The organism is Paenibacillus sp. G2S3 (assembly GCF_030123105.1).
In the GTDB taxonomy this organism is placed as follows: domain Bacteria; phylum Bacillota; class Bacilli; order Paenibacillales; family Paenibacillaceae; genus Paenibacillus_AQ.
Genome location: NZ_CP126095.1, coordinates 5,122,965 through 5,145,075 on the forward strand (window position 1 = coordinate 5,122,965; position 22,111 = coordinate 5,145,075).

Here is a 22,111-nt window from a genome sequence, read left to right on the forward strand (position 1 = left end):
ACATCCATCGACGTATCTCCTGCAATATCAGGATGCGAACTCGAGATGCTTATTCTCTCTGATATTATCATAAAAAACGTTAGGAAGGTATCCTTTTCTAAGATGCATAAAACATACGCTCTCTTCTAAACCTATAGACATTACAATGCGTAGAGGAGCGGAAATCATGTCACGAAAAAATCTAACGGTTGCAGGTCTGATAACAGCTGCGTTCACAGTTGTATTACTTACCTTTGCGCTGCGTCCTGCCACGAATGGGACCACCAGAGAAGTCGCTAATGTCGCTGTACCCAATCCTGCTCCAACTTCAACCCTACATTCAGCACCAAATCCCTCACAAGAAAAATCATTGAAGAAAAGCTCCTTATCTCAAGATGTTGACGCGACGGATCACCTGAATCGAGTAGATGTTAGCAGACATTTGACTAAACTCCTCTCTGAAACGTATGGAATTTCTTCGCTTCATGATAAATCAGTGTATGCGAAACGTTTGCAGCAGAACCACGGATTTATCACCATGCTTATGTGGATCGATTTTCGCAAACATAAAACGGAAACCTTTAAATCCTCCTCCTTTCCTCAAGGGACCGAACAGGAGAATCAAGAGCTGCAAAAATATCTTAAGACGGCAAAATCAGCGATCCATGGTCATCAATCCTATGAATCTCCAACGTTTACAATCGGTAAAGAAAAATATTACTTTATCGCTCAGCGGAACAAAGAAAAAAATGTAGGTATCATCGCACTTATTAACCAAAAGGTGCTTGGGCGTGTGGCAGACCATCAGCTGAAGAACCTGCGTCTCATTCCTTATCCGAAGGAAGGCAAGTATCGTGTAGAATCCGTTCATACCGACAATTTAAAGGATATCACCGTCAAGACCGGTCATGATAACGAAAACGCCAGCCATTTTTATGAGAATGAAATTGTCGTCCGTTTCCGCAATAACTCACCTACTCCGGGGCAGCTTCAAACGATAACCGCTGATATCAACGGTAAGAAGCCACGTAAGCTTGGGTATGCCTATATTTTCCGTTCGGAGAAGATGACTTATTATGAGCTCAAAGACTATTTCACCAATAAATGGCATCCTGAATATACAGAGCCTCACTATATGTATTTAACCAATGATACGATAACTAAAAACGCAGAGGGAACAGTTACTCCAAATGACATGTTATTCTCCACTTATCAATGGAACCTGCCGGCGATCGAAACGGAGCTGGGCTGGAACCTCTCCAAGGGAAGTAAAGAAGTGATCGTAGCCGTAGTGGATACCGGAGTCCAGATCAATCATCCAGATTTAAAGGGAAAGCTTTTGACAGGGTATAACGCGATCACCAATGGTTCTACCCCAGAAGATGATGTCGGACATGGTACACATGTATCTGGAATTATTGGTGCCCTGGTCAATAACGGAGAAGGAGTAGCTGGAATCAGCTGGTACAACAAGATCCTTCCTGTAAAAGCACTCGATAATTCAGGAGCAGGGACCACTTACTCCGTAGCAGAAGGAATCATTTGGGCAGCAGATAACGGTGCGAAGGTCATAAACTTAAGTCTAGGTAACTATGCGGATTCCCAGTTTCTTCATGACGCGATCAAATATGCCTACGACCGAGATATCGTCCTCGTATCTGCTGCAGGCAACGATAATACAGAACGACCAGGATTCCCTGCTGCCTATCCTGAAGTGATTGCAGTAGCTGCAACGAATGCTTCAGGGGAAAAAGCTTCCTTCTCCAACTACGGCGATTATATTGATGTCGCAGCACCCGGAGAAAGCATAGCAAGCACTTACCCTGATAGCCAGTATGCCGCTTTATCCGGTACCTCGATGGCCAGTCCTCATGTCGCTGCGCTGGCGGGTCTGGTGCGTTCACTGAATCCGAATCTAACGAATACGGAAGTTATGGATCTCATGACCAAAAATGCTGTTGATTTAGGTACTCCCGGCCATGACAAATATTTTGGCTGGGGTCAGGTCGATATCTATAAAACACTGCAAGCTGCTAGCGGCAATCAGGTTCCACTACAGCTATGGCCACAGCATGTGCAACAACAAATGAATCAATTGAAACAAAGATTAAGTAACTCTAAGTAACACCCTTAACCACCCATCTTCAAAAATCTACCAAGCAAACGGAGAAATAACCGTAAACCTTCCTCCATATCCGTTTCATTCATTTGTGAATAACACAAACGGATATGCCGGGAAGGGGTCTCCGTAGAGTAACAGACATCACCAGGTAAAAAAGAAATGCTCTCCTGTTCGGCCAGCTCATGCAGTCTTGCGATATCAGGAGAACCTGGCAACTCCAACCAGAGATTAAGTCCTCCCTCAGGGAGAATATATTTCACTCCAGGCGGCGCGTAAAGCTTCAGAAGCTTCGCCGCCTTTTCCATGCGACCACGGAGTGTGAATCGTAACTGAGCAGCATAGGATTCATACTTGCCTGCTATGAACGGCAATACCGCCCGTTGCGTGAGCAGCGGACTCCCTAGATCACTTGCGGACTTGGCGGCAATAAGCCGAGACAGAATATTCCCTTCAGCAGCTACACAGGCAATTCTGCAGCCGGGGGCTATCACTTTACTGAAGCTCTTCATATAAACTACATGCCCTTCGGCATCCATCGATTTGATCGTAGGCGGTGCAGGTGCATGGAAGTATAAATCACTAAATGGATCATCCTCAACAATAAGGCAACGGTAACTGCGAGCTAATTCCAGCAGACGTTGTCTTCTTGCTATGCTCAGGGTTACTCCACTTGGATTCTGAAAAGTGGGGATGGTATAAATCAGTTTAGGTGGTCTTTGATCACACATTTTTGTAAGAATGTCTACCCGCATCCCTTCACTGTCCGTAGGCACAAAAATCATCTCTGCACCTCGTCCTGCAAAAACATCAATAGCTCCAGTATAACTAGGAGCCTCAAGATACACTGCGTCCCCTGGTCCAACAAAAGTACGAGCCACCAGATCAATGCCTTGCTGAGTTCCGCTTGTGATCATCAAATCAGAGGAACTGAGTGCCATTCCACGTGCGTTCAGATGATCTCTCATAATTCCTCGCAGCTCCAGATCCCCTTGGAAGTTCCCGTAGGTTGCCATAAGCTCCGGCTGCTGAGTGACTAATGCTGCGTAGGAGTCACCGATATTTTTTAGAGGAAGTAACTCACTATGAATTGCAGCTATATGAAAGGGATACTTTACTTCAGAGTAATCAAAATTGCGCCATAGCTGTGCTCGCGGCAAATAATCATCATATCCATCCTGCCAGCGACCATCTTCCTGACTTCTATTATGCTCAGGGTCGGTTACAAAGCAGCCTTTCCCTTGTCTGCAATAAATAAGCCCCCGCTTCTCAAGCACATCGTACGCCTTGCTTACCGTTACCTGACTTACTCTCAATGTTGTAGCCAAACTTCTTACGGAGGGTAGCCGGACACCTTGCTGGAGCAGTCCTGATGAGATCCGCTGACTTAGGGTTTCGCTGATTTGATGAGGCAAAGATTTACTGCCGCTGCGAATCAAATCGATATGCATGAACCCCTCACCTCCACTGTTATATTCAACGCTTTACTGTTATACAGTACTGCTATTATGATAGCACCAAATCGAAAGGTGGAGAACTCATTTATGGATATCAAATACTCGGCCGCAGCCAATCACCTAGGATCATCAGCCGTTCGTGAGATTCTAAAAGTTACACAGGGCAATGACATTATTTCACTTGCGGGCGGGCTGCCTGGGGAGGATTTGTTTCCCTTGGAGGCAGTACGGGACGCTTACAACCGCGTACTCTTCAGCGATACCTCAGCGCTTCAATACGGACTAACCGAGGGCTTTACTCCACTACGTGACAAAATCGCTGAAAGACTTACTCGGCAAGGAATCCCTGTAACAGCGTCTGAGATGATTCTGACTACAGGTTCCCAGCAAGCCATAGATCTACTATGTAAAATACTGCTTGATCCCGGTGATGCTGTCCTTGTTGAAGCTCCTACTTATCTGGCAGCCTTACAGGTACTTGGCTCTTACCGAGCTGATATTCATACGATAAATAACGACGAGCAAGGCATTTTGCCTGATCACCTGGAAGATCAAATTCAGAAACTACGGCCCAAACTCCTATACGCAGTTCCAACCTTCAACAACCCTTCAGGAGCAACCTGGAGTAAGGAACGTCGTGAGAAAATAGTTGAAATTTGCCGCCGCTACAATGTTCTTATCTTGGAGGACAATCCCTACGGTGAAATAACCTTTGAGGAAAATAAAGATCTTTATCCACCCTCACTAGCGTCCATCGACAGAAGCTATGGCGGCGATTATTGTGTCGCTTACACTGGAACCTTCTCCAAAATCGTAGCCCCTGCCCTGCGTACCGGCTGGATTATCGGCGATTCCAATCTAATCAAGACCATCGCCAAAGCAAAGCAAGCAGCTGATCTGCATTCGAGTACCATTGACCAGCGTGCTTTAGATGAACTGCTGCTTCATTTCGATATTGAGCAGCATATCCGTGTCATCTCACGAGAATATTATTCTCGAATGAAGCTCTTATCCGCGGAACTCCGATCGCAGAGCTGGGAAGGAGCTCATTTTCTAGAGCCACGAGGCGGTATGTTCCTATGGCTAACGCTTTCCCAAGAGATCAACACGAAGGAATTACTTCCTCTCGCAGTAGAGAACGGTGTTGCTTTTGTTCCAGGTGAAGTGTTCTATTCATCACAGCCCCATAAGAATAAGATGCGTCTGAATTTCACACATACGCCACCTGAGCTTGTACCCGTTGCTGTTCAGCGTCTGGAGAAGGCATTGGTGCAATGGCGTGAGCGTCAATCCACCGTTCGATCGTAATCATGCTAAAATAACCCGTCTTCTTCATCTTTTATGGGATGGGGAAGACGGGTTATTTTTAATTCTCAGAATGCTACTTCTTAGACACTTCTATACTATCTTTATTGAGCCTAAAATATCCATTTTCAACGAAAGACATGATTCGACTGACACTTACCCCTGTTTGAAGGGATATATTTAATACCATCGTGTCGGGTGAAGTCTCTACGATACGCCTGATTCTCTGATACATCTCATCACAACTATTGCACATTCTCTTATTGTTTCGTTCATATAAATGTCCGCAAAACCCGCAAATCTGATAATTACCCATGCTATACATTTCCCACTTTCTACATATCTTCTTGCCACGAGCATAAACACCTTCGGCGTCCTTATAAGGATGGTAAGCGTTGCGAGAAATATAAGGATAATGTATAAAGTGAAACTTATACTTTCTTATATTTTAAAAAAGCGACGTGATCCGGTTTCCCGAGATACGCCGCCGCTTGTATGGTTGTTGTTGTTATCATAACGTTGCAGTTAGGAAAGTTTGCCGTAAGCCGGGTTCTGTGCTCGTCGTGGTTCAATCGGGAACTACCCTCCCACCATAAGCGACAATCATCTATCTAGGCCGTACATTACTGCACAGCTCCAGCGACCAACCTAGACGCGCCTCAGGCTAAGGCTGCCTATTCCAATAAAGGAATTTGCTGCGTCTCATTAGGTCTTGCTCCAGATGGGGTTTACCAGGAACGAAGTCACCAGCGTTCCTCGGGGTCTCTTACACCTCGGTTCCATCCTTGCCTGTGCCGCCCTAAGGCGGCCATCGGCGGTCCATTTCTGTGGCACTATCCTTCGACTCGCGCCGACTGGACGTTATCCAGCATCCTGCCTTATGGAGCCCGGACTTTCCTCCCGTGACGTCTTCACGTCACCGGCGATTGTCTGTCAAACTTTCCGAACAACATTATATATTATACAGACATCACATGTCTGACACAAGCATTATTAAATGGAAATTTTATAGGAACTTAAATGGCTCTGTATTCACTTGCGAAGCATGTACAGCTGTATCGTACTTATGCTCCACCAGTTTCCCAGTCATCCACTCCGCAACTTTCTCTTTCATGATCTTCTCCGCATTATGTCCCGGATCAATCAAAGTGATCCCAGCAAGCGCAGCATCCTGTGCAGTATGGTAATCAAGATCACCCGTAACCAGCACATCCGCACTGCGGAAAATAGCACTATTATAATACTTTCCACCCGAACCGCCGAGAACAGCGGCTTTGCGAATCGGACGATCCAAATCACCCACAACACGTACATGGTCTACCTTCAGACCTTTTTTTACCGTCTCAACAAATTGCCCAAGTGTGGTAGGCTCTTTGAGCTTACCTACTCGCCCAAGTCCTAAACTACGACCTTTAAGATCCATCGTGTATAAATCATAGGCAACCTCTTCATAAGGATGAGCCTTGAGCATAGCCTGTACCACTTTATTGCGGATACTTTGTGGCACGATCGTCTCAATACGAATCTCCTCAGCACGCTCCATCTTCCCTTTTTCCCCGATATAAGGATCTGTACCTTCTCCTGGAATAAAAGTCCCGAATCCCTCGATATTGAAGCTGCAATGACTATAGTTACCGATTGCCCCTGCTCCTGCATTCAGGATGGCATCCAGTACCTTCTGATGATGGTCCTTCGGCACAAACACAACCAGCTTTGACAATTGCTCGGAATGAATGTCTTTAATAGGCACTCCGTTCTCTATACCAAGAGCTTCCGCCATCCAATCGTTCATTCCACCTTCGGTAACATCCAGATTAGTATGACTGATGTATACCGCGATGTCATTTTTAATCAATTTTTCATACATTCGGCCCATTGGAGTGTCTGTTTGAATCCCTTGCAGCGGACGAAAAATAATCGCATGGTGGGCAATGATTAGATTACAGCCGAGACTAATCGCCTCTTCAACGACTTCATCGTTCACATCCAGTGCAACCAGTACATTGGTTATTTCTTTCTGTAAGGAACCTAGTTGCAGACCGACTTTGTCCCAATCTTCAGCTAAATGCTTTGGAGCCAGCTGCTCCATATATTGAATTACTGTTTGTCCTTTGGCAAGCATTGCAGCACCTCCGTAATCTCCTTGATCTGTTCTCGAATTAATTTCCGTTTATTCTCCGCAGATTCGAGTTCTGAACGTGACAATGATGTCAGAATGCCTTCCAATTTCTGAATCTCTCCCTGCCACTTGGCAAAAAACACTTCATTCGGTGCTTGGATCAGAAAAGGCCCCATCTGCAGCAAGGTATCCTGACCACGATTCATATCAGAATTACCTAGCGTTACCTCACGATATACATTGGCATTCGTAATTCCAGCATTAGTATCCTCTGGAACAGCTGTTAACACCTCATATAGCTTGCCGTCTTCTTCCAGAATACTTTCAGCAATAAGAACCCAATTATTATTTAGCAGCCAGCGACGCAAAATATCCTCGCCCACATTCGGCTGAAGTACCAGTGTTGTAACATCCTTTAGCTTACCTTGACTCTGACCACGGTCTAAAATCGAGGCAATTAAAGCCCCTCCCATGCCAGCGATCGTGATACAATTAACTTCACCAGGTTCCAGTACCTCAAGGCCATCCCCTCGCCGCACTGAGATCACCTTCCCTAGTCCAGCCACTGCAACGCCCTTACAAGCAGCATCAAAGGGACCCGGGTTAACCTCACCTGCTACTGCAAATACAGCCTTACCGCTTTCTACAGCAGCTATAGGAAGCAGAGCATGATCAGAGCCGATGTCTGCCAACCTGCTTCCTTGCGGAATTTGCTCCAGCAATTGCTGAAGTCGATCTGATAATTTCACATTGTTCATGTTGCCACCCACGTTATCCATTTTTTTCGAAACAAGAACAGCAGGACCAAGCCTACCGCAATTTTTAAAATTAGTAAAAACGAAATCCACTGTGGATAATCCTGCCTCAATAAAAGAGCATCCAGCTCGGGCATCATCCATAACGTTACTCCCACTGCAAAAAAAACACTGGCCACGCCTTTAACTCTGTGATGTAAAAGCCAGCTCAGCCACACCATCATTACACAGAGTGGGAGCCATAAGAGCTCAAGCTCTAGCATCGAAGCCTCAGGGCGTCTTCCACCGAAGAATCCCGCATATAGTAATGCCCAAAAAGCATAACCGCAGTACTGCAGCAAGCCGATCCGGAGCACAAATCCCAGAATACACCATAATAAGCCACAGGCTCCAATCAGAATCGGTCTCCAGAGCTGAGGATCAAGATGATGCAAAGCAATCAGCCATAGTCCAAAACCAAGCGTCAACACACTGCCTAGCCCCGCTAGGATAAGACTAATAACATGATTTCGGTCCCTGTAAACTGCTGAGTATCCATAACAAATAATTAATACGGATAGTGCTGTTGCAAGTTGCAAAGGCCAGGGAAAAACGCTAAAATAAAGACTAATCAAGAAAATCAAGGAAATAATTCCAAAACCAAACAGCCAAATTTTGATGTTTCCCTGCTGTAGATTCTTCAGCGAAATCGGATTTCTATCCTTCGCCGCAGCTTCATCATCATACAGGTTAGTTAAGAAGTCGCAATATTGCTCTGGCAGCAATCTGTTATTTCTCCAATACTGAATCTCTTTTATAATAATTTCGCGTTTTTCCAAATTCACCGGCTCATCCTTCTTTCCAGATGCAAAAGGTCAGCACTTTTAAGGTCGTAAATTCAAATAAAAGAACCTCCTGCTACTGAGCAGCAGAAGGTCCAGTTCATGAAATACTATTCAAGGAAATCCTTAAGCCGTTTGCTGCGGCTAGGGTGACGAAGCTTACGCAATGCTTTAGCTTCAATCTGGCGAATCCGTTCGCGGGTAACACCGAACACTTTGCCCACTTCTTCAAGTGTTCTCGTCCGGCCATCATCTAGGCCAAAACGCAGACGAAGTACATTCTCTTCACGCTCCGTGAGCGTGTCCAGTACATCCTCCAGCTGTTCCTTCAGCAGTTCATAAGCTGCTGCATCCGCAGGAGCCAAGGCTTCCTGATCCTCAATGAAATCTCCCAGATGTGAATCGTCTTCTTCACCGATCGGTGTTTCGAGCGATACTGGCTCTTGGGCAATTTTCATGATTTCTCTAACTTTCTCAACCGTCAGCTCCATCTCAGCCGCAATTTCCTCTGGCGAAGGTTCACGTCCCAGTTCTTGCAGCAATTGACGAGAGACACGAATCAGCTTGTTGATCGTCTCAACCATGTGTACAGGAATACGAATCGTACGTGCCTGATCCGCAATCGCGCGGGTAATGGCCTGACGAATCCACCAAGTTGCATACGTACTAAATTTGAACCCTTTATTATGGTCAAATTTCTCTACTGCTTTGATCAGACCCATATTACCTTCCTGAATCAAATCAAGGAACAGCATACCGCGTCCAACATAACGTTTAGCAATACTTACTACAAGACGTAGGTTCGCTTCAGCGAGACGACGTTTGGCTTCCTCGTCACCATTCTTAATACGCATAGCAAGCTCTACTTCATCGTCAGCCGACAACAGCGGAACACGTCCAATTTCTTTTAGATACATACGGACAGGGTCATTAATCTTAATCCCTGGCGGCAGTGACAAATCATCATCAAAGCTGAACTCATCGCCCTCTTTGTCTTCATTGTCCTCATTTGGCCGGAGGCTGTTAACCTCCTCATCGTTCTCGTTTACAACTTCAATCCCCAAATCACTGAGTTGTTCATAGAACTCCTCCATTTGCTCGGGGTCTTGATCAAACGGCGATAATTTCTCCATAATATCTTTGTATAGCAATGATGATCTTTTCTTGCCTTGCTCAATAAGCTGGTCCTTAACCTGATCCAAAGTAAATTCTGCTTCCAATTCAGTATGCTGATCGTTCGCCATAATTCGACTCCCTCCTCCCTAGGTACATCCTGTCAACATTTCATTGTCTCTCTAGGGCTATAATCTCACTTGCTATTTGTGCCGCACGCAAAAAGTCACCTGACTTTTCCGCCTGAATCATCTCTTCACGCTTCTGATCCATCTTGCGCTGCAGTGGGTATTTCCGTACTTCACGGATACAATCATCCAGCACCTGCATATTCCAGTCTGGAGGTGTATCCATCATGGAAATTGATGTAGCAGTTTTCTCTAGACGATCATCCTGAAGCGATGATAGAAACCGACTAATGCCGGGTGGTTTGCCTTGCGCGTAATAGGCATATAGATAAGCGGCAATTGCCGCATGATCATCGATGTTGAAATCTTCTCCGAGGCGTTCGCCCACATACGTGGCGGCTTCCGGGTCCTGAATCATAAAGGACAGTAGACGCCGTTCCGCAACATGATAAGCGGGCAGCAAAGTTGGTGTCTGCACTTGCCCTTTTTTATGCCTACCATTATTCCACCTTTTGTCGTTATTATCCCCTTCGGGGATGTTTTTTTGCATCGATGCCCTAAGTAAATTACAATCCTGCTTCAAACTATCATATGAAAGTTCCAGCTCAGAAGCGATTTCCCTTAGGTAAACCTCTCTCTCAGTCGAGGAATGTAACGAAGCAATGACCTCCAAAGCTTCTTTGACGTAGGCAATTTTGCCATCTTCCTCTAGGAGTATATGGTTTTTTTTCAGATATATAAGCTTAAATTTTATGGATGAAACTGCAGAATCAATAACCTGATCCATAAATCTTTCTCCACCATGCTTGGAGATGAACTCATCTGGATCGAGCCCGCTTGGCAGTAAGGCAATCTTTACACGCAGGCCACTGCCTTCAAGCATTGGAATGGACTTCATAGCAGCTGCTTGTCCTGCCCGGTCACCGTCATAAGACAGTACAATTTCATCAGCCAGACTCTTCATCAGTGCTACATGACTTTCAGTTAAAGATGTTCCCATTGTTGCTACACCGTTATGCACACCTGCTTCCCAGGCCGAAATGACATCTCCGTATCCTTCAAAGAGGACGATTTGCCGCATTTTGCGGATGGATGCTTTGGACTGGTGCAAATTGTATAAAATCCGGCTTTTGTTAAACAATCTACTCTCTGGAGAATTTAAATACTTGGGTTGTCCTTCTCCAAGAATTCTTCCGGCAAATGCAATCACCTTGCCTGTACGATTCGCAATCGGAAAAATAATCCGGCCACGGAAACGGTCTATATAGCCTTTTCCCTCACCTCGGGCAGACAGGAGTCCGCCTTTCTCCATCTCAGCAAGGTCAAAATTCCGTTTCTCCAAAAATTGTAGCAAAGTATCCCAGCGGTCCGGAGCATATCCGATCTGAAACTGGTCAATCATTTTATCGCTGAAGTTCCGGGCTCTTAAATACTCCATAGCGGCTTTGCCGTGTTCCGTATTCTTCAGCAAGTAATGATAAAACTTTGCCGACCATTCATAAGCTTGAATCAACCGATCGCGTTCCGGATCAGGAGGAGACATCAGGCCTCCCTTACCTTCAGGAACGGGAATATCACTTTCTTCAGCCATTATTTTGACGGCTTCGGGGAAGGTTAATCCTTCGATTTCCATCCTAAATTTGATGGCATTTCCACCCATGCCGCAGCCAAAGCAATGAAATACTCCCCGGTCGGGGGTAACTGTAAAGGAAGGGGTTTTCTCCGAATGGAACGGGCAGAGGCCCCATAAATATTTCCCCTGCTTGGACAAATGGACAACCTTACCGACTGTATCGACAATATCATGACGTGCAAGCACGCTTTCGATAACTTCTTCCGGAATATTCCCGTGTCCGCTAGCCACTTCAACCACCTTCAATTCTCAACAAATAAATATAATTCGCTATTGCTCTACATTCTCCTGCAAAAGTATTAAATGTTTTGTCATTTTATGTTGAAAATATATTTTTTCTTCTGCCGTTATAGGTTTTGGACCCTTAGAATAGTGTCCCCGTCTTCGTTCCACAGCCCTGGCATGCCTGCCTTCCAACATAAAATCCATTTTGGAATCGTCATATTCCTGGCCACGAAAAGAAAGCACACTGCAACGTTTGCCGAGCGCAAGTGCTGCGAGACCATAGTCCCCAGTCAATACCACATCTCCTGCAGAAATATGATTGGCAATATATAGATCGGCACTCTGATCTCCCCGGTCCACCTGCACAACCGTTACACCCTCTTCAGCTTTCAGTGCATGGTCATAAGAAGATACCATCAGTACCGGCACACCAAAGGCGCGACCTACTTCAGCTATCTCTTTTTTAACCGGACAAGCATCCCCATCCACGACTATAGTTCTAGACCGGGACTTCTTCTCCATGATCATCACCAATTTCCCGTGTAATATATATACGCCCTTACCGCAAGAAATCCTTCTTTCTATGCATAAATACGGAACGGATGTCAAATGACGCATTGGCACCGTTCCGTATATTTATACCCCAAACCAACATTCTATACCATAAGACACAAACTTTTCTTATAGATGCTGTTCAAAAAGCTGTCCTTTGATCACGACTACCAAACGAGCTTGCCAAAATCAGCAAACGCCTTAGAGTCAGCATCAATAGCAGCAAGCAGAGCTAAACGATTAGCGCGTACCTGCTCATCCTCCGCCATAACCATAACGGAATCGAAAAATGCTGTAACAGCATCTTTTAGACCCGAGAGAATACGGAGTGCTTCTTCGGCATTATTCGCCGACATCGCTTCAAGATATGGTGTGTGTAACTCCTGCCATGTATTGTACAGCTGCAGCTCAGCATCTTCTTTAAGTAAAGAAGGATCAATCACTTCGCTGGTTGCTTTAGCTGCCAAATTACTGACACGAGTGAGTGAATCTACGGTGATTTTAAAGTCTGCTTGGTCTAAGACAGCACTCATAAGAGCACGGCTTCTTCCTACAACATCTACTACGTTATCAAAGCCAGCTGCTGTAACAGCATCCACAACATCATAGCGTACATTGTCGGATAAAAGACGTTTAACACGCAGACCGAAGAACTCGTACAGGTTTATACGTAGTTCATCGTCAGAATGTTTCGAATTCCCTGAATTTTTATGAATTTCAAGCGCTGCTTCAAAAATTTCGCGCAGCGTAATCGGCAATTTATGCTCAAGTACGATTTGAACGATCCCCGCAGCCTGGCGACGTAATGCATAAGGATCCTGAGATCCCGTTGGGATAATACCGATGGAGAAGCATCCTACAATCGTGTCGATCTTATCCGCAATGCTGACAACGGAACCGGCATCCGTTGAAGGTACTGCATCTCCCGCGAACCGTGGCTGATAATGTTCAAAGATTGCTTTTGCCACAGTTTCAGGCTCTCCTGCTTTACGTGCATAATCTTCACCCATGGTCCCTTGAAGTTCTGGGAATTCATAAACCATTTGAGTTACCAGGTCGAATTTGCAAATATCAGCAGTCCGACTTACTTCAGATAGGGTTGCATCAGACAATCCCAGCTTTACAGCAAGACGATCGGAGATTTGGCGAATTCGACGCACTTTATCTCCAACACTTCCAAGCTCTTCATGGTAGACGATATTCTCCAGTTTGGCTAGTGCATCGTCAATCTTCATCTTTTGATCTTCTTGATAGAAGAATTTGGCATCTGATAGACGAGCACGGAGTACTTTCTCATTCCCCTTAGCAATAACATCCAAAGATACTGCATTCCCGTTACGCACCGTTACGAAGAAAGGTAAAAGTTTGCCCGCCGCATCAAATACTGGGAAATACCGCTGATGCTCACGCATCGAGGTAATCAGCACATCCTGCGGAATGTTCAAGAACGATGGATCGAAGGTTCCAAACAACACGGTTGGTGTTTCAACTAGGAACAGTACTTCCTCCAAAAGATCCTCTTTGATCGCAATCGTCCAGCTTTTTTCTTCAGCCAATTGATTGATTTGTTTCAGGATCAGTTCTTCACGTTCCTTCACATCTACAAGCACATGCTGCGCACGCAAGCTCTCTACATATTGTGCAGGCTCCGAAATTACAGTCTCTGTTCCCAGAAAACGATGTCCACGGCTCACATTGCCTGCTTTTACATCCGTAATTTCTAAATCAATAATATCTTTCCCAAAAAGAGCAACTAACCAGCGAATCGGACGCACGAATTTAAAATCATAAGCTCCCCAACGCATGTTTTTCGGAAAAGTCATCGCATTTACAATCCCTAAAAGACCTTCAGAAAGCAAAGAAGCAGTCTCTACCCCAGCACTATTTCTAGTAGCATAAATATACTCTACTCCAGCTAGCTCTTTGAACGTAAATTGCTCCGGAGATACACCCTGACTACGGGCAAATCCTAAAGCAGCCTTGCTCCAGTCTCCGTTTGCATCCAGTGCGATTTTGCGTGATGGTCCTTTGACCTCTTCGCTAATATCCTCTTGCTTCTCAGCCGCATCCTTAACCAATACAGCGAGACGACGTGGCGTTGCATAGGCAATAACTCCAGCATGGGTAATCCGTGCAGAATCCAACCACTTTGATGTTCTATCTTGTAGCTGTTCCATCGCAGCGCGGATAAAACGTGCAGGAATCTCCTCCAGACCGATCTCAAACAGGATATCTTTAGACACGGTCAGCACCTTCTTTCTTCAGCAGCGGGAAGCCAAGCTTCTCGCGTTCCTCAAGATATGTTGCCGCTACAGAGCGGGCAAGATTACGCACTCGGGTAATAAATCCAGTCCGTTCAGTAACACTGATGGCTCCACGTGCATCCAGCAGATTAAAGCTATGTGAGCATTTCAACACGTAATCATAGGCTGGGAACACAAGATGTTGCTCCATCGCTCTACGCGCTTCTTCTTCGTACATGTTGAATAGTGAAAATAGCATTTTTACATCAGATACTTCAAAGGTGTAAGTAGAATGCTCAAACTCCGGTTGATGAAAAACATCACCATAAGACATGCCACTAACCCATTCAAGATCGAATACATTTTCTTTATCTTGAATGTAGGATGCTAGGCGCTCCATTCCGTAAGTAATTTCTACGGCAACTGGATTGGCTTCAATCCCACCCACCTGTTGAAAGTAAGTAAACTGAGTGATTTCCATACCATCCAGCCATACTTCCCATCCTAGACCTGCACAACCCAGTGAAGGGTTCTCCCAGTTATCCTCAACAAAACGGATATCATGCAAGAGTGGATCAATGCCGAGTGCTTTCAAACTATCCAAGTAAATCTCTTGAATGTTATCAGGCGATGGTTTGATAATTACCTGAAATTGATGATGCTGATACAGACGGTTCGGATTCTCTCCATAACGTCCATCGGATGGGCGACGTGAAGGCTCTACGTACGCAACTCTCCATGGCTCAGGACCTAGTGAGCGTAAAAATGTCATAGGGTTCATCGTGCCGGCGCCTTTTTCAGTGTCATAAGGCTGTACGATAATACAGTTCTGTTCAGCCCAGAACTGCTGCAGCGTCAAAATCATCTGCTGAAAGTTCATAATACCGTCTCCTTCGCTTTACAAGTTTTTTTAGATCAGCTTGCTTAAAACTTCTTACCATGGAGGCGGCATTTTTCGCTCCTGACAGCAACAAAAAACCCCCGCCCCCATGCCTGATTAACAGACATAGGGACGAGAGCTTAACTTATTCTCCCGCGGTTCCACCCTACTTGATTCCAATCCTTGATTCAGCAAAATCAGTGCCAAAGACAAGAACGAAATCCACTTTCATTCGCCATATCCGTACTCCCGGGTGCCATGTTCATGAACATTGTCCCGCCAGGCTCTCACTGCCCCCAGCTCGCTGAATCGCGACAATATCGCTCACTACTTTCCCGATCGATGCACGTTCTCCCAAAATGGAGCAAAACGGCGATAATCTTAGAATTAAACTGTTCCTATAGTAACGGAAAAATCAGATTTCGTCAAATCTTGTACTTGTCGAGCTGATCCAGGAAATTCTGTGATTTCAGCTTTAATCCAAGCTGCATATCCATAAAGGCTCGCATAATTTTTTTGAGCTCATCTCGGCTGCTTTCTTTGACATCCACATTCCCTAATCTAGTTAGATCAAGTCTGGCGAATAAGCGTAGCAACTTCAACGCACGAGCAGAGACCTCCATTGCTGGAGGATCATTATGTTTACAGCTGCGGCAGAGTGCTCCTCCAAGGCGAGGGCTTATCAGCAGTTGTTCATCAGGCTTTTCAGCTCCACATATCACACAGGTGTCGAACTCTGGACCATAACCGGCTGCTTGCAAAATCTTCATTTCATAAACATTTATGATAACTCCAGGTTCCTTATCTTCTTCAAGTGCGTTCAAGCAGGCCGTAAGCTGGCGAAACCAGAAGCTTCCCGTCTCCTCATCATGCAGGACTTTATCAAGCAGTTCACAAGCGTAAGATGCATAAGCAGCTTTGATCAAATCCTCACGCAGAGGGTGGTGAGACTTCGTGATTTCGCCGGAATTCAGCGTCCCAAGTCCTCCGTTATTTCTAAAAAAAACAAATTCCCCAACGGTGAACAATTGGATCAGTGCAGCATGGCGGCTTTTGACCTTCTTTGCGCCACGCACCAGAACTCCTACTTTTCCCGCGTTCTCGGTGCAAAGCGTAATGATTGCGTTCCCCTCGCCGTAGTCCATGCTGCGAATGACGATCCCTTCCACCCTGTGTAGCATGCCTCTTCCCCCAGCCATTCGGCAAGCAACCAGTCCTTATTGCGCTTCTTCATCACAGACCTTCTCTTCTTCCACTAGCTGTAATCCACTATCTTCAAGTGGATGGCCAGCTTCCTTGTATAGCAGGTAAGCATCGACGTCTCCTGTCATTGCAAAATACTTCCACGAAAAGTTTCGCATTCGTATTCATCCTTTCTTGGGAAAGACGATGTCTCTTCAAGAATTAGGATGTGCGATGAGCCAGGTTCTATCCTTGCAATTCCTGCCAAACGAGGAAGAACGGATATAGATCTTAAAGGTCTTTATGGAAGCCCAAATCCCGCAAAACGCGATCCTGATTGCGCCAATCTTTTTTCACTTTTACCCATAGCTCCAGAAAAATCTTCGAACCCAAAAGGTTCTCAATGTCAGTCCGAGCACGTCTGCCAACCTCTTTCAGCAGCGCACCTTGCTTACCGATAATGATCCCCTTCTGAGAATCACGTTCAACAAAAATAATGGCAGACACATGCACCACACCATTCGGCTCAACCCTCATATCTTCGATAGCCACAGCAATGGAATGCGGTACTTCTTCGCGCGTCAAATGCAGAATCTTCTCACGAATTAGTTCTGCGCACACAAATTGCTCAGGGTGATCGGTAATTTGATCTTCCGGGTAGTATTGCGGACCTTCTGGTAAATACTTAGCGACTTGTTCTAACAGCGTGTTAACATTGCTACCCATCTTGGCAGAAATTGGAATGATTTCAGCAAAGTTATGCAGCTTGTTATACTGAGCCATAAGTGGGAGCAATGCTTCCGGCTCTATTTTATCGATCTTGTTGAGTACAAGAATAACTGGCGTCTTAAGTCCGTTTAATTGCTCAGCAATGTATCGGTCTCCACCGCCCAAACCATCTGCAGCATCCACAAGGAACAGCACAGCCTCAACTTCACCCAGCGTGCTCATTGCAGTTTGGTTCATGTAGTCGCCTAGCTTGGACTGTCTTTTATGAATACCTGGTGTGTCCAGGAACACGATTTGCGAATTATTCGTTGTATAGACCCCATGGATTTTGTTTCTAGTGGTCTGTGGCTTATCCGACATGATTGCAATCTTCTGTCCAATAACCTGGTTCATGAGTGTCGATTTGCCTACGTTCGGTCTGCCGATAATTGCGACAAAGCCTGATTTGAATTTCATATTATCTTCCTTCCATACTTTCCTTCTAGTTCAGTCTTTTTCAATCATTCAATCTTTTTTTAAAGCTTTTTCGATCCCCCTAAATCCCCCTTAGCCAAGGGGGACCCCAAGGGCCCCGGCCCTCTGGACACCAGGAAATGGCGTACCTGCAACGTTCGGCGGGATTAGATGGTTGATCGCGCATGAGCGCTTTCGTCCCCTGTTGGGGACACGCTTCACTGTCGATTATTAATACGGTTCGCATTAAGCTCACCATGGATAAAGATTACTGAGATGATTGGCTTTAGGCTGTGTTACAAGTAACCTTACGTAATTAGAATCGCTGGCGGCGTTGCCGCGGCGCTTACCTCGTAATGTTACTCTAACAACACATAATTTGCACGATTTTAGCCTAACTTGATGGTTAGCGCACACTTTTAATTGTATTTTGTACAACTAATTTGAATTTGAGTTATGCTTTTGGTGTTTTAATTGCATTCTGTGCAACTAAATTCTACCTCAAAAGCCAAATGTGGATTAAAGCGTAAATTTAATTGTATATTCTGCAACTAAATTAGGCTTGGACCCAAATAGTGGCAGTTTGATTGTACATAATGCAACTAAAGCGCTTAATCATTCAACAATGAGCTGAATTCACTCTGGAGCTTGTCCTTGCTTCAGATCTACGGGACCAAAAGCGCCGGGAAGTAATTCTCCCACAGTGGTTTCAACGATATCGCCCTTCATGTTTCCAAGGATAACCTTCATGTCAGGTGAACACAACTCAATCATAACTTGGCGGCATACGCCGCAAGGTGATACGGGGCCATCAGAATCGGCGACAACGGCGATTGCCTTGAACGAACCGATAGCATGACCGTCAGCAATGGCACGGAATAAAGCGGTTCGCTCCGCACAATTGGTTGGGCCAAAAGCAGCATTTTCTACATTACATCCGTGATGAATATGACCATCCTGATCGAGGAGGGCAGCTCCGACTCCGAATCGGGAGTAGGGAATATATGCCTTAGCACGTGCTTTAATCGCTTCTTGCATAAGAAGAGCGGAATCCATATTGGGTCCTCCTAAAGTTTTGTTAGCATTACTTCTCTGAATTTTCTTCGTACAAAACTTACTTCGAAAGCATCCACTTAGTTTTGTTAGCATTACTTCTCTGAATTTTCTTCGTACAAAACTCGCTTTCTAAACATCCAGTAACCAAAGAGGCGGAATCGCAAAACGCGGGTCCGCCTCTCCCCTGAATTGAATTGTAACCTGATTATGACATAAGTCCGCTAATCCAGTCCATCACCGGGTGGTAAAAAACATAAACCCCAACTAAGACAGCAAACACCGCCGTAAGAAGCACAGCTCCTGCGGCGGTATCTTTTGCTCTCTTAGCCAAGGGATGAACCTCCGGCGAGATCAGGTCTACCGTCGCTTCAATTGCCGTATTGAGCAGCTCGGCGCTTAAGACAAGCGTGATGGAGAAGAGCAGCAACATCCAACTGACCAGCGGAAGTCTAAACACGGCGGCGGCAACAAGTACAACCACAGCCAAACAGCAATGCACCTTCATGTTAAGCTCGGATTTGAATGCCGACAAGATGCCTTGCGATGCAAACCGAAATGAGTGCCAGAACTTCTTGTGTCCTACTGCCGTGTTCTTCACCATTAGCGAGTCAACCCAACCTGAGCTAGTACTTTCTCTTGCTTAGACATCATCTCTGCCTCTGAAGCTTCATCCTGATGATCGTATCCTAATAAGTGCAGAAATCCGTGCACAAAGAGGAAACCTAGCTCACGCTCCAGCGAATGACCATATTCCTGGGCTTGCTCCTGAGCACGAGTTACGGAAATGATGATATCTCCCAGTACGTCCGGAACATCTTCCAGCGATTCGCCTTCTCGTACTTCGTATATAATGTCCAGCTCGTCCTCTCCGCTTTCATTCATCGCAAAAGAGAGGACGTCCGTCGGACGGTCAATTCCCCGGTATTCCAAGTTCAACTCATGAATACGAGCGTTATCGACAAAAGTAAGCGCAACTTCTCCCTGATCGATCCCTTCCGCTTCACCTGCTTTTTGCAAAATGCTCTCCAGCAGTGCTATGAGATCGTCCTTTATCTCGTATTCTTCTTGCTCGTTATCCCAAACGATCTCCAAACTCATGGGTTAGCTGCCCCTTCCTCTTTTTTCGGCTTACGCACATCTTCTGGGTATTCGATCCGAGAATGGAAAATTCCCATGACCGTTTCTTTCAGCGTCCGTGCAATAATATCCAATTCTTTAATCGTTAAATCACATTCGTCAAACTGATGATCATCCAGTCGACTTTTAATAATCTTCTCAATCATTGTCTCCACCTGCAGTACAGTCGGTTTGCGCAATGATCTCACCGCAGCTTCAACACTGTCGGCGATTCCTACAACAGCCGCTTCCTTCGACTGGGCTTTCGGGCCAGGATAACGGAAATCTTCCTCGGTAAAATCAGGCTCGACACCTTTTTCTTCCGCAAGCTTCAGGGCCTTATGGTAAAAATAATGCAGGAACGTAGTTCCATGATGCTGCTCAGCAATATCACGAATCGGTTTGGGCAGCTTATATTCACGTTGCATTTCCACCCCATCGCGGGCATGGGCCACAATGATAGATTTACTAAGCTTCGGTTCAATAGAGTCATGCGGGTTTTCCATATTATTCTGGTTCTCAATAAAATAAAACGGACGTTTTGTTTTACCAATATCATGATAATACGATCCTACCCGGCATAATAGACCGTCTGCTCCAATCGCTTCTGCGGCAGCCTCTGACAGGTTACCTACCATTACACTATGATGATAGGTTCCTGGTGTTTCCGTAAGAAGCTTGCGCAATAATGGATGGTTTGGATTAGACAACTCTACCAGCTTCAGGGCAGATAGAATACCAAAGGTTGCTTCGAAGAAAGGCATCAGACCAATCACAAGCACTGCAGTCAAAAGTCCACTTGCAAAAGCAAAACCAACGGCATAAAGCGTGCTAACATCTTTCCATTCCCCACCAGCTAACAGAGTCAGCATAAAGACGGTCACACAGCCAAAAAGGGAAACCATAATTCCACCTTTTAACAATGTGGAGCGCTGGCCCGCACGATGAGTGGCAAAAATCGCCACATAACAAACAACAATTGAAAAGAACCCAAAGGTAAAATCAAATACTGAATTCTGTTGAACATTCAAAATGATACTGGCGAGTATACTAATCAGAATTGAACAGAAATACGCTAATGTCATATCCAGAAGCATCGTGATCAGCATAGCGCCGATAGCTACCGGTGCCAGATACCCGAGATAGGAATGGACATCCGTCTGCAAAATTGCGGTCAACCGCATGGAGATAATCGTAATAACAAAAACAAGCACCAGCATTAATAACTGGGAATTATTGTACTTAAATCCGGCGGTTCCGCCCGAGTAACGGATAAACACCATCAGACCCGCAGATAGCATGGTAGCAAGTAACAGCAATCCAACCTGAGGCCAATAGTTGACCTCATTACTTAACAGGCCATTCTCATCCAAAAGAGCGTACAGCTCAGGGGTAATTTTTTGCCCTTTAGCGACAAGGACTTCACCTTGCTCAATGAACACATCCGGTGTGTTCTCACGAGCCTGTACCTTCGCTTCCTTCGTTGCATCTTCGTCATAGAACTTATTGCTTGTAATAACGAGTCGGACTAACTCTTGCACAACCTCACGAGCCGTACGCTGACTCAGAGAACTGATACTGACCTGCTCCGCCACTTTGGCGCGCGCAGTCTGGGCATCTGTGATCTGATCGTTCATCAGCCTAGTCACAATATCACGAGCAACAGGCTTCATTTCGATAATGTCTTGAGAGGTCAGTCGCGGAATCTTAATGTAAGTTTCATCTGGAATGACATAGGTTTGCTCTTTTATGACAGATTGCATTTCCTCCAAAAGATGATCGGAATAAGTGCCTCCACCCCGATTTGAGGCTATGAAATTCAAAATAAAATCATTGGCTCTCTGCGGAATCTCATCACGATAAATCTCAGTCTTATCGCTTTGCGAAATCAAATCATCCTGATTCAGGCGATCAATCCGGTCCAGCAGCGATGTTACAAGATTATCGGCCCTCATCGGGATAATTTTATACTTAGGAGATACACCTTCGGCAGCTTCTTCTGCCGCCTTTAGTGTTGCCTTCTTGTCCAAAATTTGCTTAGGCGCTGTAATCTCCTTCGCGCTGAGCGTATTTTCTTTAATATCATACCGCTTAGGTAGCAGATCAGGCGATAGACTAAAGTAGAACACAAGCCCGAGTAACAGGAAAAGAGCATAGCGTGTCGCCGCGCTATACTTCCATCCGTTGTTCGTATATACAAATCCGCTTAATTTAGATGGTTGCTTTGAAGCCATGAAGACAATCCC

Annotated in this window: 18 protein-coding genes and 1 other RNA gene; 2 read left to right on the forward strand and 17 right to left on the reverse strand. The window is 45.4% G+C overall.

From position 1 onward, the window contains the following. The first annotated feature begins 166 nt into the window (after positions 1-166). The gene (locus QNH28_RS22575) at positions 167-2,104 is read left to right on the forward strand and encodes a S8 family peptidase (protein ID WP_283908632.1); all 1,938 of its coding nucleotides are present in this window, start codon (positions 167-169) and stop codon (positions 2,102-2,104) included. A 5-nt stretch (positions 2,105-2,109) separates the two neighbouring features. Here the strand turns inward: QNH28_RS22575 and pdxR are convergent, their stop codons facing one another. Further along, on the reverse strand, positions 2,110-3,549 hold the full coding sequence (gene pdxR, locus QNH28_RS22580) for a MocR-like pyridoxine biosynthesis transcription factor PdxR (RefSeq protein WP_283908633.1): 1,440 nt from the start codon (positions 3,547-3,549) through the stop codon (positions 2,110-2,112). A gap of 93 nt (positions 3,550-3,642) precedes the next feature. On the opposite strand from pdxR, the gene QNH28_RS22585 reads away from it, so the two are divergent. Beyond that, a complete protein-coding gene (locus QNH28_RS22585; RefSeq protein ID WP_283908634.1) occupies positions 3,643-4,863 on the forward strand; it encodes an aminotransferase-like domain-containing protein in 1,221 nt (406 codons plus the stop codon). A 523-nt stretch (positions 4,864-5,386) separates the two neighbouring features. Here QNH28_RS22585 and rnpB read toward each other — a convergent pair. The 16 genes from rnpB to QNH28_RS22665 form a co-directional block, all read right to left on the reverse strand. Then, positions 5,387-5,802, reverse strand: an RNA gene (gene rnpB, locus QNH28_RS22590) — RNase P RNA component class A. Positions 5,803-5,866: 64 nt separating this feature from the next. After that, positions 5,867-6,982: a Nif3-like dinuclear metal center hexameric protein gene (locus QNH28_RS22595; protein WP_283908635.1), complete on the reverse strand. Its 1,116-nt coding sequence runs from the start codon at positions 6,980-6,982 to the stop codon at positions 5,867-5,869. Continuing rightward, positions 6,958-7,728, reverse strand: a complete 771-nt coding sequence (locus QNH28_RS22600) for a tRNA (adenine(22)-N(1))-methyltransferase (RefSeq protein ID WP_283912240.1) — start codon at positions 7,726-7,728, stop codon at positions 6,958-6,960. Before QNH28_RS22600 ends, QNH28_RS22595 begins: the two co-directional genes overlap by 25 nt. A 5-nt stretch (positions 7,729-7,733) precedes the next feature. After that, positions 7,734-8,558, reverse strand: a complete 825-nt coding sequence (locus QNH28_RS22605) for a hypothetical protein (protein ID WP_283908636.1) — start codon at positions 8,556-8,558, stop codon at positions 7,734-7,736. A 107-nt stretch (positions 8,559-8,665) separates the two neighbouring features. Next, positions 8,666-9,799 carry an RNA polymerase sigma factor RpoD gene (gene rpoD, locus QNH28_RS22610; RefSeq protein WP_042130309.1) on the reverse strand — a complete coding sequence of 378 codons (1,134 nt, stop codon included), beginning with the start codon at positions 9,797-9,799 and terminating at the stop codon, positions 8,666-8,668. A gap of 40 nt (positions 9,800-9,839) precedes the next feature. Then, positions 9,840-11,660: a DNA primase gene (gene dnaG / locus QNH28_RS22615; RefSeq protein ID WP_283908637.1), complete on the reverse strand. Its 1,821-nt coding sequence runs from the start codon at positions 11,658-11,660 to the stop codon at positions 9,840-9,842. A 39-nt stretch (positions 11,661-11,699) separates the two neighbouring features. Further along, positions 11,700-12,176 (reverse strand): YaiI/YqxD family protein, encoded by a 477-nt coding sequence (locus QNH28_RS22620; protein ID WP_283908638.1) that lies wholly within the window; start codon positions 12,174-12,176, stop codon positions 11,700-11,702. Positions 12,177-12,373: 197 nt separating this feature from the next. Next, on the reverse strand, positions 12,374-14,449 hold the full coding sequence (gene glyS, locus QNH28_RS22625) for a glycine--tRNA ligase subunit beta (RefSeq protein ID WP_283908639.1): 2,076 nt from the start codon (positions 14,447-14,449) through the stop codon (positions 12,374-12,376). Continuing rightward, positions 14,442-15,329, reverse strand: a complete 888-nt coding sequence (gene glyQ / locus QNH28_RS22630) for a glycine--tRNA ligase subunit alpha (protein WP_283908640.1) — start codon at positions 15,327-15,329, stop codon at positions 14,442-14,444. The genes glyS and glyQ overlap by 8 nt, the downstream gene beginning before the upstream one ends. 425 nt (positions 15,330-15,754) lie before the next feature. Next, positions 15,755-16,510: a DNA repair protein RecO gene (gene recO / locus QNH28_RS22635; protein ID WP_094870321.1), complete on the reverse strand. Its 756-nt coding sequence runs from the start codon at positions 16,508-16,510 to the stop codon at positions 15,755-15,757. A gap of 36 nt (positions 16,511-16,546) precedes the next feature. Further along, the gene (locus tag QNH28_RS22640) at positions 16,547-16,690 is read right to left on the reverse strand and encodes a YqzL family protein (protein WP_283908641.1); all 144 of its coding nucleotides are present in this window, start codon (positions 16,688-16,690) and stop codon (positions 16,547-16,549) included. Between the two features lie 112 nt (positions 16,691-16,802). Beyond that, positions 16,803-17,696 (reverse strand): GTPase Era, encoded by an 894-nt coding sequence (gene era / locus QNH28_RS22645; protein WP_283908642.1) that lies wholly within the window; start codon positions 17,694-17,696, stop codon positions 16,803-16,805. Between the two features lie 633 nt (positions 17,697-18,329). Continuing rightward, complete coding sequence (locus tag QNH28_RS22650; RefSeq protein ID WP_042130321.1) at positions 18,330-18,749, reverse strand: cytidine deaminase; 420 nt, start codon at positions 18,747-18,749, stop codon at positions 18,330-18,332. Between the two features lie 205 nt (positions 18,750-18,954). After that, positions 18,955-19,350, reverse strand: coding sequence for a diacylglycerol kinase family protein (locus QNH28_RS22655; protein ID WP_283908643.1), 396 nt, complete (start codon positions 19,348-19,350; stop codon positions 18,955-18,957). Then, positions 19,350-19,847 carry an rRNA maturation RNase YbeY gene (ybeY, locus tag QNH28_RS22660; RefSeq protein ID WP_283908644.1) on the reverse strand — a complete coding sequence of 166 codons (498 nt, stop codon included), beginning with the start codon at positions 19,845-19,847 and terminating at the stop codon, positions 19,350-19,352. Before ybeY ends, QNH28_RS22655 begins: the two co-directional genes overlap by 1 nt. Beyond that, the gene (locus QNH28_RS22665) at positions 19,844-22,099 is read right to left on the reverse strand and encodes an HD family phosphohydrolase (protein WP_283908645.1); all 2,256 of its coding nucleotides are present in this window, start codon (positions 22,097-22,099) and stop codon (positions 19,844-19,846) included. The genes ybeY and QNH28_RS22665 overlap by 4 nt, the downstream gene beginning before the upstream one ends. Between the last annotated feature and the right edge of the window lie 12 nt (positions 22,100-22,111).

What these genes read in the sequence shown, in the direction of transcription:
- QNH28_RS22575 (WP_283908632.1), top strand. Translation starts at nt 167, where the DNA reads ATGTCACGAAAAAATCTAACGGTTGCAGGTCTGATAACAGCTGCGTTC.
- pdxR (WP_283908633.1), bottom strand. Translation starts at nt 3,549, where the DNA reads ATGCATATCGATTTGATTCGCAGCGGCAGTAAATCTTTGCCTCATCAA.
- QNH28_RS22585 (WP_283908634.1), top strand. Translation starts at nt 3,643, where the DNA reads ATGGATATCAAATACTCGGCCGCAGCCAATCACCTAGGATCATCAGCC.
- QNH28_RS22595 (WP_283908635.1), bottom strand. Translation starts at nt 6,982, where the DNA reads ATGCTTGCCAAAGGACAAACAGTAATTCAATATATGGAGCAGCTGGCT.
- rpoD (WP_042130309.1), bottom strand. Translation starts at nt 9,799, where the DNA reads ATGGCGAACGATCAGCATACTGAATTGGAAGCAGAATTTACTTTGGAT.
- QNH28_RS22620 (WP_283908638.1), bottom strand. Translation starts at nt 12,176, where the DNA reads ATGGAGAAGAAGTCCCGGTCTAGAACTATAGTCGTGGATGGGGATGCT.
- glyQ (WP_283908640.1), bottom strand. Translation starts at nt 15,329, where the DNA reads ATGAACTTTCAGCAGATGATTTTGACGCTGCAGCAGTTCTGGGCTGAA.
- recO (WP_094870321.1), bottom strand. Translation starts at nt 16,510, where the DNA reads ATGCTACACAGGGTGGAAGGGATCGTCATTCGCAGCATGGACTACGGC.
- QNH28_RS22640 (WP_283908641.1), bottom strand. Translation starts at nt 16,690, where the DNA reads ATGCGAAACTTTTCGTGGAAGTATTTTGCAATGACAGGAGACGTCGAT.
- era (WP_283908642.1), bottom strand. Translation starts at nt 17,696, where the DNA reads ATGAAATTCAAATCAGGCTTTGTCGCAATTATCGGCAGACCGAACGTA.
- QNH28_RS22650 (WP_042130321.1), bottom strand. Translation starts at nt 18,749, where the DNA reads ATGGATTCCGCTCTTCTTATGCAAGAAGCGATTAAAGCACGTGCTAAG.
- QNH28_RS22655 (WP_283908643.1), bottom strand. Translation starts at nt 19,350, where the DNA reads ATGGTGAAGAACACGGCAGTAGGACACAAGAAGTTCTGGCACTCATTT.
- ybeY (WP_283908644.1), bottom strand. Translation starts at nt 19,847, where the DNA reads ATGAGTTTGGAGATCGTTTGGGATAACGAGCAAGAAGAATACGAGATA.
- QNH28_RS22665 (WP_283908645.1), bottom strand. Translation starts at nt 22,099, where the DNA reads ATGGCTTCAAAGCAACCATCTAAATTAAGCGGATTTGTATATACGAAC.